Annotated in this window: 17 protein-coding genes; 12 read left to right on the top strand and 5 right to left on the bottom strand. The window is 34.3% G+C overall.

Features of this window, described 5'->3' with window-relative positions:
* Positions 1-244: 244 nt before the first annotated feature.
* The 3 genes from AB4Y90_RS02005 to AB4Y90_RS01995 are packed head-to-tail and all read right to left on the bottom strand — an operon-like array spanning position 245 to position 1711.
* On the bottom strand, positions 245-571 hold the full coding sequence (locus AB4Y90_RS02005; protein WP_408089612.1) for an SUF system Fe-S cluster assembly protein: 327 nt from the start codon (positions 569-571) through the stop codon (positions 245-247).
* A 36-nt stretch (positions 572-607) separates the two neighbouring features.
* Positions 608-1309, bottom strand: coding sequence for a 3'-5' exonuclease (locus AB4Y90_RS02000; RefSeq protein ID WP_441555590.1), 702 nt, complete (start codon positions 1307-1309; stop codon positions 608-610).
* Positions 1310-1363: 54 nt separating this feature from the next.
* Positions 1364-1711, bottom strand: coding sequence for a tRNA-binding protein (locus AB4Y90_RS01995; protein WP_441555589.1), 348 nt, complete (start codon positions 1709-1711; stop codon positions 1364-1366).
* A gap of 328 nt (positions 1712-2039) precedes the next feature.
* Between AB4Y90_RS01995 and AB4Y90_RS01990 the strand changes: the two genes are divergently transcribed.
* Positions 2040-3575, top strand: coding sequence for a YifB family Mg chelatase-like AAA ATPase (locus AB4Y90_RS01990; protein ID WP_441555588.1), 1536 nt, complete (start codon positions 2040-2042; stop codon positions 3573-3575).
* 90 nt (positions 3576-3665) lie between these two features.
* Here the strand turns inward: AB4Y90_RS01990 and AB4Y90_RS01985 are convergent, their stop codons facing one another.
* On the bottom strand, positions 3666-4877 hold the full coding sequence (locus tag AB4Y90_RS01985) for a spondin domain-containing protein (protein WP_441555587.1): 1212 nt from the start codon (positions 4875-4877) through the stop codon (positions 3666-3668).
* 252 nt (positions 4878-5129) lie between these two features.
* On the bottom strand, positions 5130-7328 hold the full coding sequence (locus tag AB4Y90_RS01980) for a S46 family peptidase (protein ID WP_441555585.1): 2199 nt from the start codon (positions 7326-7328) through the stop codon (positions 5130-5132).
* Between the two features lie 86 nt (positions 7329-7414).
* Here AB4Y90_RS01980 and AB4Y90_RS01975 point away from each other — a divergent pair, with 86 nt between their 5' ends.
* From AB4Y90_RS01975 to AB4Y90_RS01925, 11 genes are all read left to right on the top strand, one after another.
* Positions 7415-7849: an META domain-containing protein gene (locus tag AB4Y90_RS01975; protein ID WP_441555583.1), complete on the top strand. Its 435-nt coding sequence runs from the start codon at positions 7415-7417 to the stop codon at positions 7847-7849.
* Positions 7850-8026: 177 nt separating this feature from the next.
* Positions 8027-9259 (top strand): GTPase HflX, encoded by a 1233-nt coding sequence (gene hflX / locus AB4Y90_RS01970; protein ID WP_441555582.1) that lies wholly within the window; start codon positions 8027-8029, stop codon positions 9257-9259.
* Positions 9259-9894 (top strand): DUF4919 domain-containing protein, encoded by a 636-nt coding sequence (locus AB4Y90_RS01965; RefSeq protein ID WP_441555581.1) that lies wholly within the window; start codon positions 9259-9261, stop codon positions 9892-9894. The genes hflX and AB4Y90_RS01965 overlap by 1 nt, the downstream gene beginning before the upstream one ends.
* 12 nt (positions 9895-9906) lie before the next feature.
* Entirely contained in the window at positions 9907-11193 is a 1287-nt protein-coding gene (locus tag AB4Y90_RS01960; protein ID WP_441555580.1) for a cation:proton antiporter, read from the top strand.
* A gap of 25 nt (positions 11194-11218) precedes the next feature.
* Positions 11219-11497, top strand: coding sequence for a hypothetical protein (locus AB4Y90_RS01955; RefSeq protein ID WP_441555579.1), 279 nt, complete (start codon positions 11219-11221; stop codon positions 11495-11497).
* Between the two features lie 38 nt (positions 11498-11535).
* Positions 11536-11694 carry a hypothetical protein gene (locus tag AB4Y90_RS01950; RefSeq protein ID WP_441555577.1) on the top strand — a complete coding sequence of 53 codons (159 nt, stop codon included), beginning with the start codon at positions 11536-11538 and terminating at the stop codon, positions 11692-11694.
* Positions 11684-12406 (top strand): DNA alkylation repair protein, encoded by a 723-nt coding sequence (locus AB4Y90_RS01945; protein WP_441555576.1) that lies wholly within the window; start codon positions 11684-11686, stop codon positions 12404-12406. Before AB4Y90_RS01950 ends, AB4Y90_RS01945 begins: the two co-directional genes overlap by 11 nt.
* A gap of 68 nt (positions 12407-12474) precedes the next feature.
* Positions 12475-13143: a hypothetical protein gene (locus AB4Y90_RS01940; RefSeq protein WP_441555575.1), complete on the top strand. Its 669-nt coding sequence runs from the start codon at positions 12475-12477 to the stop codon at positions 13141-13143.
* Positions 13144-13155: 12 nt separating this feature from the next.
* A complete protein-coding gene (locus AB4Y90_RS01935) occupies positions 13156-15237 on the top strand; it encodes a hypothetical protein (protein WP_441555574.1) in 2082 nt (693 codons plus the stop codon).
* 187 nt (positions 15238-15424) lie between these two features.
* Positions 15425-16651, top strand: coding sequence for a hypothetical protein (locus AB4Y90_RS01930; protein WP_441555572.1), 1227 nt, complete (start codon positions 15425-15427; stop codon positions 16649-16651).
* Between the two features lie 7 nt (positions 16652-16658).
* Positions 16659-16997 carry a DUF6122 family protein gene (locus AB4Y90_RS01925; protein WP_441555571.1) on the top strand — a complete coding sequence of 113 codons (339 nt, stop codon included), beginning with the start codon at positions 16659-16661 and terminating at the stop codon, positions 16995-16997.
* The last annotated feature ends 211 nt before the right edge of the window (positions 16998-17208 follow it).

Raw genomic sequence — 17208 nt, 5'->3', positions numbered from 1 at the left:
TTTATACGTTGGTTCGTGGAGCGAATGGAGCAGAAGAGAAGGCAAACAAATAGCTACAGAGATTTGAATTTTCTTAAGATGAAAATCAAACTTAATATTCCTTATTAATTTAACAACCTTAATGGTTTAAATAAAATTTAAAATAAAAAAGCTGCCAAAAATTGACAGCTCATATACTTTTTGATGAATGATGATAATTTTGAATTAAAAAACTTCCGGCATCCAACTTCTATCATCCAGCCTTTTAAAGCATTCCCAGCTCAAATTTTGCTTCCTCGCTCATCATGTCTTTATTCCAGCTTGGCTCAAAAGTCAGTTCAAGATCAACTTCATTTACATTTTCTACAGCTTTTACTTTGTCTTTTACTTCCTGTGGCAGAGTTTCTGCAACCGGACAATTGGGAGTCGTTAAAGTCATAATAATCTTTACATCGGCTTCATCGGAAATCTGGACATCATAAATTAAACCCAATTCATAAATATCTACAGGAATTTCTGGGTCATAAACGGTTTTTAATACTCCGATAATTTCTTCTCCTATATCGGCAATCTGATCGTCTGTAAATTTCATTTTATCTTTTTAATTACCGCTTTTACGGCATTTTTTTTAATCTGAATTGATATTTCTTTTTAATAAATCTTCCTGACGCATGCGTCTGAAAATGTTTGCCAAAGTTAAGACATCTTTTTCACAATAGTCAACTATTCGTTGCAAGTCTTTTTCTATGTAGTAGATTGATGAAACCATTGATCCGTCGATGTCGTCTTTCGGAGTAGGAATTCCGAAAACGTGGGCTAAAAGTTCCAGCGAAATATAGCTTTTGTAGTCTCCGAATTTCCAAAGCTCCATCGTATCAAGATGGGGGATTTCCCAAGGCTTTTTTCCAAACATTTGAAATGGTGTAGGAGGCATCATTCCGTTAATGAGAAACCGTCTTGCAATCCACGGGAAATCAAACTCTTTTCCGTTGTGGGCGCAAAGAATAACATCGCGGAGTCTTGGGCTGTTAAAAATTTCACCAAATTCCAAGAGTATTTTTTTTTCATCATCACCGGCGAAGCTTTTTATTTTTAAAGTGTCGTTTTTTTCGAGCATTCCGATGGTGATGCAGATAATTTTTCCAAACTCTGCCATAATTCCGGCTCTTTCGTAAAAATCTTCTGCAGAAACCTCATCTTTTCTTTGATATCTTGTTTTTTTCTCCCAAAGTTTCTGCTCAGTTTCAGATAAATCTTCCCAGGAACCTGAGTTTGGAACGGTTTCAATATCAAGGAATAAAATCTTTTCTAATGGAATGTTTTGTATCATATCCGTGCTTGTTTAAAGTGAATTTTTAAACCTTCGAGGTTTGATTTTTAATAATTATCCTACGTGCAGACCGTTTTTCACAGGTAAAGACGGGCTTAAAAGCGTCACATCTTTTGCATTATCACCATAAACTCCCAAAACCAGGCATTCGCTGAAAAAATTGGCAATCTGTTTTTTAGGAAAATTAACGACAGCTAAAATCTGTTTTCCCACTAAATCTTCTTTACTGTAAAGCGTGGTAATTTGTGCTGCAGATTTTCTGAGTCCTAAATCTCCAAAATCTATCTCGAGCTGGTAAGACGGATTTCTTGCTTTTTCAAAATCATTTACAGAAACGATTGTGCCGCTCCGGATGTCTAATTTTTCAAAATCTGCCCAGGATATTTCGGGTTTTATCTTCATTGTCGGTTGATTTTAGTATAAGAGCTGTTTTAAACTTTTTATTTAACCGCAAAAGAGACAAAAGAAATTCGAAATGTATATTATTAGATATTCAAAGCTCTCAAAAAAATAAAAATCAAAGATTTTTTTGAACTTCAGTGTTCTTTTTTCATTTCAAAAATAAGCTTTAATAGAAATATCTAAATCTTTTGTGCCTTTTGTGGTTAAATAAAAAGTTTAAACAAGTTTATAGAATAAAAACAAAAATATTAAAATTTAGATATAAAAATTCATCAAAATAATTTATTACCAGATGAAAAATTTTTAACTTTACTTTAAACACAAAAATATGCTGATAAAAATTTTTGGAAGTTCCATTTTCGGCGTTTCTGCGCAAACCATAACCATCGAAGTTAATGTTGATACAGGCGGAGTAGGCTATCATTTGGTAGGTCTTCCCGATAATGCGATCAAGGAAAGCAGCTACAGGATTTCTGCGGCACTCAAAAACTGCGGCTATAAAATTCCCGGGAAAAAAGTTACCATCAATATGGCGCCTGCAGATTTGCGGAAAGAAGGTGCGGCATACGATTTAAGCATCGCTATCGGAATTTTAATTGCTTCTGATCAGATTCAAGGTGAAAATGTACACGATTATATCATTATGGGCGAGCTTTCTCTTGACGGAAGCCTGCAACCGATAAAAGGTGTGCTGCCAATTGCTATTCAGGCTCGTGAAGAAGGTTTTAAAGGAATTATTTTGCCTAAACAAAATACCAGAGAAGCTGCGATTGTGAATAATTTGGAAGTTTATGGCGTTGAAAATATCAAAGAAGTCATCGATTTTTTTAATGAAGGAAAAGCGCTTGAAAAAGTTGTTTTAGATACAAGAAAAGAATTTCAGGAAAAAATTAACCAGTTTCCGTTTGATTTTTCTGAAGTGAAAGGTCAGGAAACAGCAAAAAGAGCCATGGAAGTTGCTGCTGCAGGAGGCCACAATATTATTCTCATCGGTCCTCCCGGAAGCGGAAAAACAATGTTAGCAAAAAGAGTTCCTAGCATTTTGCCGCCACTTACTTTAAAGGAAGCTTTAGAAACTACAAAAATACATTCCGTTGCGGGAAAAATGGGAGCAGAAACTTCTTTGATGACGGTTCGTCCATTTAGAAGTCCGCATCATACGATTTCGGATGTTGCGCTTGTAGGCGGTGGAAGTTATCCGCAACCCGGAGAAATTTCTCTTGCTCACAACGGGGTTTTATTTTTAGATGAAATGCCTGAATTTAAAAGAACGGTCCTGGAAGTGATGCGACAACCTTTGGAAGATCGGGAAGTCACGATTTCGAGAGCAAAGTTTACGGTAAATTATCCTTCGAGTTTTATGCTGGTTGCTTCGATGAATCCGAGTCCCAGTGGATATTTTCCGGATGATCCCAATAATACTTCTTCTGTTTTTGAAATGCAACGGTATATGAATAAGCTTTCGGGACCGCTTTTAGACAGAATCGATATTCATGTTGAGGTGCAGAAAGTTGAGTTCGAGCAATTAGCGGAGAAAAGGAAAGGCGAAAAAAGTGAAGACATCAGGAAGCGGGTTTTAATTGCCCGTGAAATACAAAATGAAAGGTATAAAGATTTGTCGATCAGCTACAATGCTCAGATGGGTTCAAGAGAATTAGAAAAGTTTTGTGAGCTTGATGATGCATCTTTTAACCTCATCAAAATGGCGATGGAAAAACTGAATCTTTCGGCAAGAGCTTATGACAGAATCTTGAAAGTAGCACGAACAATTGCTGATCTGGAAGAGTCTGAAAATATTTTATCACATCATATTTCAGAAGCAATACAATACAGAAGTCTCGATCGGGAGTTTTGGAATGTCTGATAAAAATTTAAAATAAAAAAAGCACCCCTGAAATATTATTCAGAGATGCTTATTGAAATCATCTGATGTCTTTATTAAACCCAATCGATATTAATTCACAGTAATTTTTAAAACGTTTTGTAATGCAGGTAAAGGATATTGATTTCCTACTTTAGAAATGGCAATATTTTCAGCTTCAGGAGTTCCTCCGAATAAAGCCTGATTATTTCCTGCTCCCGGATATTGATTAACACCCGTTCCGGAATCAAATAAAGCTGTTTTTGAGGTTAAATCTCCTTTAATATTTGCCTCGATGCTTTGTTCATTAGCATAAAACCAGYCGTTGGAAAAGCCAAACATCGTTACATATGCTATTTTGTCTCCCGGTGTATATGAGAAATTGGTCATTACTTTGTTTCCCGGTGCTACAGGAGCGCTTCCTGCAACATAAACTCCTTTTACATTCGGTAAAGTTTTCAAAGTATTCTGAAGCTTCATCACATCTCCAAATTGAGAAATTTCTTTTAACCCATTTCCGGAATCCAGTTGACCCAATTGATAGATAGGATTTTGAGTACCACTGTAAACAACCACTAAAGCAGGAGAAAGCCCTGTCATAATTCCAGTATTTACATTAAGTTTCGTTACCATTTTGGTAATATCTCCCATCTGTGCTATATCTGTAATTTCAGGATTTGATAAAGAATTGGGTGTGAAAAACGGTGCTGAATTAAGCAATTGCGAACCATTGTAGTTTGAAACCGCCCAAACTCCGGGAGATAAAGGAGTTTCATTGGCTGTTCCGCCGGAAGTGTTTGTTATGGTTAATGTAAACTCAGATTTCATCATATTAAAGCTAAGATTGAGCTTAACCAATTGAGAGGCATTTACATTTACCTGGGAAATGGGGTTGCCCTGAGCATTCCCTGTTGTATTATCTTTTGTACCGTTGTCCCACAATAAAACTTCTGAAGAAACATCGCCTGTGATGGCATTTCCGTTATTATCAAATAGTTTTATTCCCGGTTGTTTTGAAGCAAAAAACCAATCTTTTGAAGCACCGTACATTGTTGCAAACATCAAAGACTGTGCTTTTCCAGCGCTGAATTTAATAGAAACAGATTCTCCGGGCATAATAACAGGAGTGTTGGTTCCCTGAAAACTGCCGCTTTGTACAAAATCTTTTGGTGTAACAATGTTTTCGAAAGTAATTGTTTTTTCCATCGCAGTTTCCATCATATCGTTGTCATCACAAGATGAAAGTCCGAAAATTGTCAAAAATCCGATTCCGAGGGTTGCTGTTTTTAAAATGTTTTTTTTCATAGGATATTTTTTAATTTATTATTGACTTACAATTATAGTCGGACTTATTCCGAAATCCTGACAAAAAAATATCGGTTTTATTTTTTGAAATAATTTAAGTTATTGGCTTTTAGTTATTTAAATTTGTTTATTTTTCTAAATTCTCTAAAATGTCTTAGTCTGAAAGTTATTTTTGTTTTAAAATTTATTGAAAAAAAGACACAAAAAAACCGTGAAATGAATTCCACGGTTTTAAAAATATTTTTGAGAAAATTATTTTTTCTTTTTTGCCGGAGCTGTAATTTTTAATTTAGATTTTCCTGTATCAGCCGGAGTGTTTTCGTCTCTAACTAATTTTAGTTCGTCTATTAACCTTCTTGCACCTGCATATTTATCAATCGTCCAAAGAACAAAACGGATGTCAACGTTGATCGTTTTTTGCCATTCATCCTCGAATACGATATCTCCGCTTAATGCTTCACTGTTTCCGTCGAAAGCGATACCGATAAGGTTTCCGTCTCCGTCAATTACCGGAGAACCAGAGTTACCACCTGTAATATCGTTGTTTGAAAGGAAGTTTACCGGCATGTAACCTGCTTTATCAGCATATTGACCATAGTCTTTCATGTTGTGAAGAGCAATTACTCTTTGCGGAAGGTCAAATTCTTCGTCACCAGCTTTGTATTTACCTACCAAACCATTCATGTCTGTGTAATAGTTTTCTGTAATACCAAAGTAGTTTCTGTCGTCTCTGATTGGTAAAGTATCTACGGTTCCGTACGTTAATCTCATGGTAGAGTTTGCATCCGGATAGAATTTTTTCTCAGGCATTGCTTTCATTAAACCAGCCAAGAAAAGACGGTTGTTTTTAGCAAAGCTGTCATCAAGCAATACATATTTGTCGTTTGATGTTTTCTGATCTGCAATAATTCCTCTTGCGATTTTTAAAAGCGGATCTGCATCCAATTTCAAACGATCAGGATTCAGAATATAGTTTGTAACAGAAGTTTTGTTTGCAAATAAAGATGAAAATGCGATGTTTGACAGGTTTTTAGAATCTAATCCCATCAACGTAGGAGAAGCTACGTCTGATTTTACTCTTGTCTGATAAAGGTTTACCAGAGAGTTCAGCATTTCTCCTTCAAGGTCTGTATTGATGTTTTCGTAAGCGTCTTTTACAGCAGCTTCCAATTTAGGCTTCATTGCTAATCTTCCTGCCATATCCTGTTTTGCGTAAGCATCCAAAGCAGGAGCTAAACCGTTTGCCAAAGCAAGGTATTTAGCATTTCTCATCAATAAAGAAGCATAGTTTCTTTCTACATTTCTGTTTGAAACCTGTGAGTAATAATTTTGAATTCTGTCTAAAACATCATCGTACATTTCATTTCCTGGCTGCATTGCCCAGTCGTTGAATTTCTTCTCAATTTCTCTCTTGTCAGTAATGGTTCCATTATTTTCAACGGCGTCAATCGTTCCCTGTCTGTTTTTCCAGTAATTTGCTACAGAAGCATATTGAGAAGCATATCCCAATTGAGTTGCTTTATCTTTATCCATATACTTCTTCATAATGTCCATCGCCATTTTAGAAGTTTCTACCCAAGCCGGATAATCTTTAGTCACCATCTGCTCAATTCCAAAAGAAGTAAGGTAACGGTTTGTTCTTCCAGGATATCCTAAAATCATTGAGAAATCTCCTGGCTTAATTCCTTTAAGAGAAACAGGTAAATAATGTTTAGGCTTTAAAGGAACGTTGGTTGGCTTAAATTCTGAAGGATTTCCTGCAGCATCAGCATATACTCTGAAAACCGTGAAGTCAGCAGTGTGTCTCGGCCATTCCCAGTTGTCTGTATCACCTCCGAATTTTCCTAATGATGAAGGTGGTGCTCCTACCAATCTGATGTCTTTATAATCCTGATAAACAAAATAATAAAATTCATTTCCGTTGAAGAAATCTTTTACGACAACAGTATATTTTCCGTTTTCAGAATTTTCTGTCTGGATTGCTTTTGTCTCAGCTTCAATTATAGCTTTTCTTTCTGCTGCAGACATATTCTCGTTTAATTTAGAATTGATTCTCTGCGTAGCGTCATCCATTCTTACCAAAAATCTTACGTAAAGATCTTTAGAATTAAATTCTTCTTTCTGGTTCATTGCCCAGAAACCGTTTTTCAGGTAATCTTTTTCAGGAGTTGAAGCGGCAGCAACTGCACCGTAACCACAGTGGTGATTGGTGAAGATCAAACCTTTGTCTGAAACGATTTCTCCTGTACAAAAACCTCCAAAGCTTACGATAGCATCTTTTAAGCTGGAATTGTTTACAGAATAAATCTCTTCGGGAGTTAAATGCAGCCCTTCTTTTTGCATGTCTACTCCATTAAGGCGTTTAATGAGCATCAATAGCCACATTCCTTCGTCTGCCCTCATTTGAGCAAAACCTAATAAGAAAGTGAATAGTAAAAATATTCTTTTCATTTTATAAAATAATTTTTGTGGGGCTAATTTACTAATTTTTACTGTATTTAGTATTTAAATGGTACAAAAATGGGAGTCTGTCAATTATGAATAAGTTTTTATCAATATTTATAGCAGCAGTATGCTTCATATCAGCATTAAGCTGCTCTTCGGCAAAACTGCAAAGTCAGCACATTCAAAGGCAATGGATGCTGATTTCCTTTGGTGATTTTACAAAAGAACAGCTCATAAAAAGCAAAGCAGAAATCAATCTTACAGCGCCTCCGGAAGACGGAAAAATAAAAGGAACTGCCATGATGGGCTGCAACAGAATGTTTTTTACTTTAGAATTTAAATCTAAAAACAAAGTAGAAATTTCCGGATTGGGAAGCACATTAATGGCTTGCCAGGAAATGGAAATTGAAGATCAGTTTACAAAGGTCTTTGAAAAAATGACCCGCTACCAAATCGATGGCCATTTTCTTACGCTTTACGATGATAAAGGCGCCGAGATGAAGTTTATTGCCGCAGACTGGGATTAAATTCTTTTGTCAAGTTGGTTGAATATTAAATTTAAATAAAAAGGTTAAACATATTTAAAAAATTAAAATGCGGATTTTAATCAAGCTCTGACTGAAATTATCTGTTTTTAAAGGGCAGAGTTGCATTTATAGATTAAAAATATTATCTTGTAAATCTCATAAATTATATAAAAATTAATGCTAGAAAAAAAACAACATAATTACGAAAAGGCAGTTTTGGTGGGCGTTGTCACCCAAAATCAGGATGAAGATAAGTTGCAGGAATATATGGACGAGCTGGAGTTTTTAGCCTTCACAGCAGGCGCTACGGTAGACCGACGTTTTACGCAAAAATTAACCCAGCCCGATTCTAAAACTTTTGTAGGAAGCGGAAAAGCACAGGAAATAAAAGAATACGTAAAAGAAAATGAGATAGGAACCATTATTTTTGATGATGAACTGTCTCCTTCCCAGCTTAAAAATCTTGAAAAAGAAATAGAAGTAAAAATTCTCGACAGAACCAATCTTATTCTTGATATTTTCGCACAGAGAGCACAAACTTCTTATGCCAGAACTCAGGTAGAATTAGCACAATATCAATATCTTCTTCCACGACTGACAAGAATGTGGACTCACCTTGAAAGACAAAAAGGGGGAATCGGAATGCGTGGTCCCGGTGAAACCGAGATTGAAACCGACAGAAGGATCATCCGCGACAGAATATCTTTGCTGAAAGACAAGCTGAAAGTTATCGACAAGCAAATGGCAACGCAGCGTAACAATCGTGGAAAAGTTGTTCGTGCTGCTTTGGTAGGGTACACTAACGTAGGAAAATCTACCCTGATGAATGCAATTTCTAAATCTGATGTTTTTGCTGAAAATAAACTTTTTGCAACGTTAGATACTACAGTAAGGAAAGTGGTTATCGGAAATCTGCCGTTTCTTTTGACAGATACCGTAGGTTTCATCAGAAAATTACCGACGCAGTTGGTAGAATCTTTCAAATCGACTTTGGATGAGGTGCGTGAAGCCGATCTTCTGATTCATGTGGTTGATATTTCGCACGAAAGTTTTGAAGATCACATCGAGTCTGTTAACCAGATTTTAATGGAAATCAATGCGCATCAGAAGCCGATGATTATGGTTTTCAACAAAATTGACGACTTCAGCTATGTGAAAAAAGATGAAGACGATCTTACGCCAAGCTCAAGCAAAAATGTCTCTCTAGAAGAATGGAAAAAAACATGGATGGCAAAATCTAAACATCCTGCCGTTTTCATTTCTGCGCTCACGAAAGAAAATTTCCCGGAAATGAAAAGGCTGGTTTACGATGAGGTGATGAAAATTCATATTTCCAGATTTCCTTACAATGATTTTCTCTTCGAATATTTTGATAACGACGAAGACGAAGATTCTGAAAAAGACAATTAATGAATTACAGAATCCTATTCTTTCTGCTTATTCTTCCGTTTTTTGGTTTTAGCCAAAAGATAAAATCAGATTTGAAAAATATTGAGAAAAATCTCAAAAATCCACAATCTGTTTACCATTACGACAGGCTTATTTTTAAATATAAAGGGCTTCCAAAATCCATCGACAGTACAGAAGCACAGCATTTATACTACGGAAGGAACTTCAGGAAAGATCTGGTTTCGCAGACGGGAGACGATTTCAAAGAATTGGCAGAAGCTTTCAAAAGCAATAATTTTAAAGAATGCATCAAGCTTGGTAAAATACTTTACTCAAAAGATCCTACCAATCTTGATGTGATTCTTATCCTGCTTCGTAGCTACGATCAGACAAAAGACATCGCAAACTTTTCGCATCATATTGCACAATTGCGCCTTCTTACCAACGCAATCAAAAACTCGGGAGACGGGAAGTCTGAAAAAACAGCATTCATAGTAAACAATGTAGGAGATGAATATATTTTCCTAAATGTGATGAATGTGGGACAAGATTATACAAGATCTTCCAAAACCCTGAAAGACGGGATTGTAGATGTTTGGGAAAAAGAAGGCAACAAAATTTACATCAAAGTACTTTATTTAGACTTAATTTTTTAAAAAACAATTTATTTGGAATTATATTATTCATTTTCAGCGCTCATTGTATTAGCATCCATTTTTGCATATATTAACTACAGATTCTTAAAACTTCCGAGTACAATCGGGATTATGGTGATCGCCATTGTGGTTTCGATCATTCTGGTTTTATTTGGCGAAAACTTTCTTCCAAAAACATTCGGCCATCTGAATGATTTGATGAACAGTATCGACTTTACCGAAGTTCTGATGGGGGCGATGCTTAATTTTCTTCTCTTTGCAGGAGGAATCCATATTAATATCAACGATTTAAAAGAACAGTTCAGACCGGTTCTTATATTTTCAACAGCCGGTGTTATTATTTCAACCTTTATCGTAGGATTCGGGATGTTTTATTTGCTGCCTTTAGTAGGGTTAAAAATTCCTTTTATCTATTGCTTGGTTTTTGGGGCATTGATTTCGCCAACAGATCCGGTTGCGGTTTTAAGTGTTTTAAAACAAGCCAAAGTTTCAAAGTCATTAGAAACAAAAATTGCAGGCGAATCATTATTCAACGACGGGATGGCGGTTGTGGTTTTTACCGTGGTTTTACAGCTGGCTGTAGGAAAAGAGATTGATCTGGGAATAGAAAATATTGCACTTTTACTAGCCAAAGAAGCAGGAGGAGGTTTAGCTTTGGGTGTTGCTTTAGGTTGGGTAACCTCAAGGTTGATGCGTGAAGTTGATGATTATATTATTTCGGTTTTGGTAACACTTGCAGTTGTGATGGGAGGCTATCTTGTGGCAAGACAAATGCACGTTTCAGGCCCGTTAACGATGGTTGCCGCAGGATTGTTTATGGGGAATTTTAATGTTAAATTTAAAATGAAATCCATCACTCAGGATTATCTCATTAAATTCTGGGAACTGATCGATGAAATTCTGAATGCGGTTTTATTCCTTTTCATCGGCTTTGAATTGTTGATGATTAAAGATTTAAATCATTACGTAATTCCGGGATTATTGGCAATTGTTGTGGTGCTTTGCGCAAGGTTTATTTCGATTTGGGGTCCTACAAAATTCATGTCTTTCAGAACCAGGTTTAGTCCGCAAACGATAAAAGTCCTTTTTTGGGGCGGAATCAGAGGTGGTGTTTCCATTGCTTTGGCAATGTCTATCCCGAAAAACGAATACAGCAATACGATTTTAAGTATTACTTATTGTGTGGTTGTGTTTTCTATTGTAGTTCAGGGTCTTACGATTGCTAAGGTTGCCAATCCTAAACAGATTGCAAAAGAAGAGCAGGAGCAGGAAAGTATTGCTTTAGAAGACGGTCATTAATCTGTTATAAATCAATAATTATCAAATGAAAAAACTGGTATTTTTACTGTTATTATTGTTTTTTGGGTTTTGCTTTTCACAGGTGAATATTGAGCAGATAAAAAGTGATGTTACAAGTGATCCTAAAAAATTTTATTATGATAATTTAGAGATCTTTAAATCTGATCCAAAATCTTTAAGTCAAGAACAGCTCAATTATATTTATTACGGAAATAATTATGTTGACTACGGTTTCAATAGATCAGAATTTAATGAAGTTCTTAATGAAGTTACCAAGTACAAAATAGTGGAACTGGGAAATTAGATATTTCGCCGCTTATTGTCACTAATTTTTCGGATCAAATGCTTGCTTTAGAAAACTCTAAGGTTTTTACCCGTGGAATAACATTTAAATCTACAGTTTTACCTGATGGTTCATGGTTAAATATTTATAAAAACGGACAAGATTTATTTTTTGTAAGAACAACTCATCATAAAGATCTTTATAAAGATGACAAATAATATTCTCAAAGAGATCAAAGAATCATTAGCTGTTTTATCCATTCCTGAGAAAGCCGCTTTTTTTCCTAAGTTTTTCAAAACAGGAAAAGGAGAATATGGTGAAGGCGATTTATTTTTGGGTGTAAAAGTTCCGGATCAGAGAGCGGTTGCGAAAGAATATTATACTAAAATTTCTTTGGAAGAATTAAGTAAATTACTTTCTTCTCCGTATCACGAGCATCGTTTGACAGCTTTAATCATGCTGATTTCCAAGTTTGAAAAAACAAAAGATGTATCTTCAAAAGAAGAAATCATTAATTTTTATCTGAAGCATCTTGATTTTATCAACAATTGGGATTTGGTAGACACAAGCTGTTATAAGATTTTAGGAAGGTACTCTTTTGAAAATCAGAAAGAAAACCTTTTGAGAAAACTTGCAGATTCAGACCAAATGTGGCATAAAAGAATTGCTGTTGTAGGAACAATGCATTATATAAAAAAAGGTTCGTTTGAATTAACGAAAGAGTTTGTAACGCAGAATCTTCATCATCCGCATGATCTGATGCACAAAGCAAACGGCTGGTTGCTGAGGGAAATGGGAAATAAGAATGAAGCTGAGCTGATTTCATATTTAAATCAATATTACAAAGAAATGCCAAGAACCTGTCTTCGTTATGCGATCGAAAAATTAGACGAAGAATTGCGTCAGGATTATCTGAAAGGTAGGATTTGAACATGATTGATTTCACCTTTCGAAGAACTAAACTAAAAATAAGTAAATTTGTTTCTCAACATCAACTTATGAAAATATATGTAAAGCAGGTTTTTCTGCTGATTCCCTTACTTCTTTTAACGAGCTGTTTTGATATTTTAGATAAAGTAAATGTCAAAGCAGACGGAAGCGGAGAATATTCGCTCATTCTGAATGCGAGTAAAAGCAAAACAAGATTGGCTTCCATCTCAAAAATGGAGACCATAAACGGTAAAAAAGTTCCCAAAAAATCTGAAATTGAGGCTAAAATAAATGAAGCAGCAAGAATTTTTAAAAGCGTTCCGGGAATTTCCGACGTTAAAACTTCTATGGATTTTGATAATTATATTATTAAACTAAGTTGCAATTTCAAAAAAATAGAAAATATTAATGCCGGATTAGAGCAGCTGAAAGCCAAAAATATTTTAGGAAAAATGGTTCCGACCCAGATTTACAGTCAAAGTTCAGACAAAAAATCTTTTACCAGAAATAAGGTTAATACTTTTAAAAACGATTACGACAAGCTGAGTAAAGCCGATAAAGAAGTTTTTAACGAAGCAAAATATACATCGGTTTTACAGTTTGAAAATACCATAAAATCTCAATCTAATTCTGCCTATTTGATGGCTCCCAACAGAAAAGCGCTGAAGCTTAGCGGGGATGTATTAGACTTTATTCTTCAGAAAAAACAGATTCAAAACAATATAACCCTACAATAACTAAACTCAAATATGGAAACTCTACTTTTTAAAATACAAGCTTTTTTTCTCTTTATTTTCGGTTTTGTGTTTGTTTTTTCACAAAGCAGCATGAAAATTCCGCAAAATGCGATTTTTTACATGGAAGTAAACGGGAAAGAGCTCAATAAAAAAATTAACTGGGAAAAATTTAATCCTTTTTTGCAGGAAATTACAAAAGATAAAAACAAAAAAGCTTCCTGGAACGATTATTCTAAAACCGGTATAAAGTATGACGCAACCCAGTATCATTACGCCATAATGAATGATTCTGTGAAGTCTTACAACACACATTTTACTTTAGACAATTCCGGAAAGTTTCAGGAATTTATCAATTCGGTAAAGAAAAAAGGGCAGGAAATCATCAAAAAAAATAATTATTCATACGTTGATATCGAAGACGATATTTTTGTTGCCTGGAACGGAAACCGTGCAGTTTTAAGCATGATCAGCTATGAAAAGCCTTACAAATGGAATGAGGATTATGCGGTTGACAGCGCAGTTGCGGTAGTTGATAGTGTAGAAATAATTGCAGACAGTATTAAAACTGATATTTTGAATGGAAATTATGAAGAAGAAGTAAAACCTTTCGATTATAAAGACGAAATTAAATATCTGAAAGATGATATTGAGTATTTAAAAGAGAATATCAAAGAAAACAAAAAGGAAATTCTAAGGCTTCAGAAAGACATCAAATATCTTGAAAAGCATCATAAATATCCGGAAGAAAAGAAAGTTTCGGAAGTGACTGAAGCCGTAAAAGATTCTACTTACGCACCGAAAGTGGAAGTTTTGCCGCCTCCGATTTCGCAGGATGATTATTACGAAGATGAACCTTACGAAGTAGATTCGAGTTACCAGAAAGAGATGGATTCGCTGAATATTGAGCGGTTTAAAATCGTTAAAAAATTTGCGGAAAGTAGTTTTGATCAGTATTTCAGTTCAAATGGAGAGCTTTCGGTGACCAACGATATGCTGTGTTTCAGAGATCTCAATTCAGATGTTTTTATTTACGCAGATTACGGCAGGATCGTAAATGAAGGTATTTACGGCAGAATGCCTACAAGCTTTAATTTAACAGGTGTTTTAGGCAAAATGTATAATTCTAATACGTCTTATAATCTGTATTTTGATAAAGATAAAGTAAGACTGGTTAATAATTATCAGCATAAAGATCCTGAAACCCAGAAGAATATTTCTGCAGTTTATAAAGGCAGGAAGAACAAAAAACTGGCTGCTTTAATCAACGATAAAAGTGTAGGTTATTATGTGATGAATGTAAACGGATCAAAATATTTTGATATGATGTATGGTTTGCTGGAAAACACAGGGGAAACCGAATATCAGAAAGAAATGGAACTGATGATGGAAACCATGAAGATCGTTCTGGACGAAGAAGCCATTGCAAAAATTGCGCCCGGAAACGGAATTTTCGTTTTGAATGAATTGAAATCTAAAAGCGTAGAATACACCGATTATGATTACGATGAAGATTATAATGAGAAAGAAATAAAGAAAACTAAAGACGTGATGGTTCCTGATTTTATTTTTGCTTTCGCTACAGAAAACGAAAATTACTGGAAGCGTGTTTTTAATGTTCTAACTTCAAATAAAGTTTTTGCTGAAAACTTTTCTAAAAACGGAGACTTTTATGCCTTTAAAGATGAGAAGAATAAAAACGGATATATCGATCAGCTTTTTTTCACGGTAAAAGACGGAGTTGTTTATGTGACGACCTCAAAAGATAATATAAGCACCAATAATCAATCTGAAATTTCTAAACAGTGGATGAAAGATTCTTCTAAATATCCTTTGTCGGGAAGATTAAATATTCAGAAACTTCTGATCGGTTTAGACAAAGAATTTAAAAGTAAATCTGAAAGAAAAACACTTGATCTGCTAAGAAAAAACGTGGGTGAAGTTTACTTTAAAACCGAAGCAAAAGGAGGAAGCATTGAGACTGAAATGAATTATCAGATTAAAAATTCTTCAGAAAACAGCCTGATGTATTTCTWCGATCTGTTTGATGAAATTTATAAGATTGCAGAATCTGAAAAACCTTCAAATACGTTGTAATAATAGCAATTAAATAAAATAATTTATCTCGCAGATTGTACAAATAGCAAATTAAAACAGAGAAATTAATCTGTCTAATCAGCAAAATCTGCGAGAATTAAATAAAACAACTGACTAAAAATTAAAAATCAATCATATAGAATTTAAATTAAATTGGTTAGCCAAAAAAATCATTTATAAGAAATCTATGAAGAAAAAATATATTTTTCTTGTCATTGCGATTCTCCTTTCTGTTGGAGTTTATTTTCTGCTTTTTCATAAAGATAAAAGCTTAAAATATATTCCCGAAAATGCAGATGTTATGGTTTTGGTTGATGTGAAAAAAGCGACAAGACAATATATTTCCAGCTTTTTAACGCATCCTTTAAAGTGGTTTGAAGATTCCGGGAAAGATAAAAATAAAATTTCGCTCTCAGATTCAGGCCTGAAAACTCCTGATTTTCTGCAGATTTTTCATTTGAAAAATACCAGGTTTTCTGAATGGTACACGATTGTAGAAATCGAAGATCAAACAAAATTTTCAGCATTTTTAAAGAACCGCCGATTTGTAAATAATGGAAAAAATCAATTTAAAAACAACCAGTTTTTTATAAAAATTGATGGTGGAAAATGTATTGTTGGAACATCAGATTTTCATTTTAAAAGCATAGGAAAACCTCTTGCTCAGAATTTCAGAAATAAAGTTCTGAATGCAGATTCTTTTATGGGAGATGGTTTGGGAAGTGTTTCTTTTATTTCTGAATTGCGAACCCGTAATTTTTCAATCGATTTAAAAGATGATGAAATTGAAATGAAAAATGAACAGAATTCTTCCGACTTCAGCGCATTAATTTCAGATTTAAATAAGAAAACTCAATTTCTTAATGCTGAATTAGATTCGGAAAATATCAAAAAAATAAGTTCTGTTTTTAAGGAAAATAGTGCAGATTCGGCATCGGTTAATCATTTGAAAATGAGCGCGAATCTTGCGGAAGTGAATGATACGATTATCAGTTACGGCTACGATGATAATTTCAACGAAATTGAAAAAGTAAGTTATCAGAAAATCGTTCAGCCCGATTATGAAATTTTGCTTGAGTCTTCAAACCCGAACAAAACTCTGGAATATTTTCAGCGTAAAAAATGGATGAATGCACAAAATCAGTTTACGGCAATTCCGTTTCAACCCAATCTGGTGAGTTCAGATAAAAACCAGATTACTGTAAAAACAACAAGAAAACCTGTGAAATTAATTGAAACCAAACATCAAAATTATATTTTCATTAAAAATGATCCTTTGTTTTTTTCTTTGTTTAAAATTTTAGAAAACCAGTTTTCAGAAGACATCGAATATCTTTTTTATGGAAATAAAAATCAGGATTACACGGTGAAAATTAAATTTAAAAAAGAAAAATATCCATTAATTTTAAGATAAAACAAAAATGTGTCCTCCTGAAATTGCTTTACTGAAAACTTTTACGCATTACTTTCTGCATCTGGCTTTTCCGGCGGTTATTGCTTTTGTTTTTTACCGTAAACAGTGGAAAAAAACATATTTAATTCTTTTGGCAACCATGCTGGTTGATCTCGATCATTTGTTTGCAGACCCTATTTTTGATCCCGACAGAATGAGTGTTGGATTTCATTTTCTGCATTCTTATTATGCGATTGCCGTGTATTTTTTGCTGCTTTTTTTTAAAGGAAATTTAAGGATTATCGGTATCGGTTTACTTTTTCATATGTTGACCGATTTTCAGGATTTTGTATTGTGGTGTCATTGATTTTTTCGTTTTAACTCAGAAAAACTTTCCTTTATTGTCTGTTTAAAACAAAAAAAATGTACTTTTTTGTTGCATTTGCGGTGTATTTTTTGCTGCTTATTTTAAAAATTATTTTCACTGAATTTATTTCCCATCCTAATTGGTTTGTAGTGTTTTGACTTGTGTTTTTATTAAAATATTATTAATGTTTTCTTTTAAAATTTTTAATTCA

The organism is Chryseobacterium sp. 2TAF14 (assembly GCF_052115105.1).
GTDB lineage: Bacteria > Bacteroidota > Bacteroidia > Flavobacteriales > Weeksellaceae > Chryseobacterium.
The sequence above is the reverse complement of the archived record's forward strand: the minus strand, read 5'-3'. Positions and strand labels throughout refer to the sequence as shown.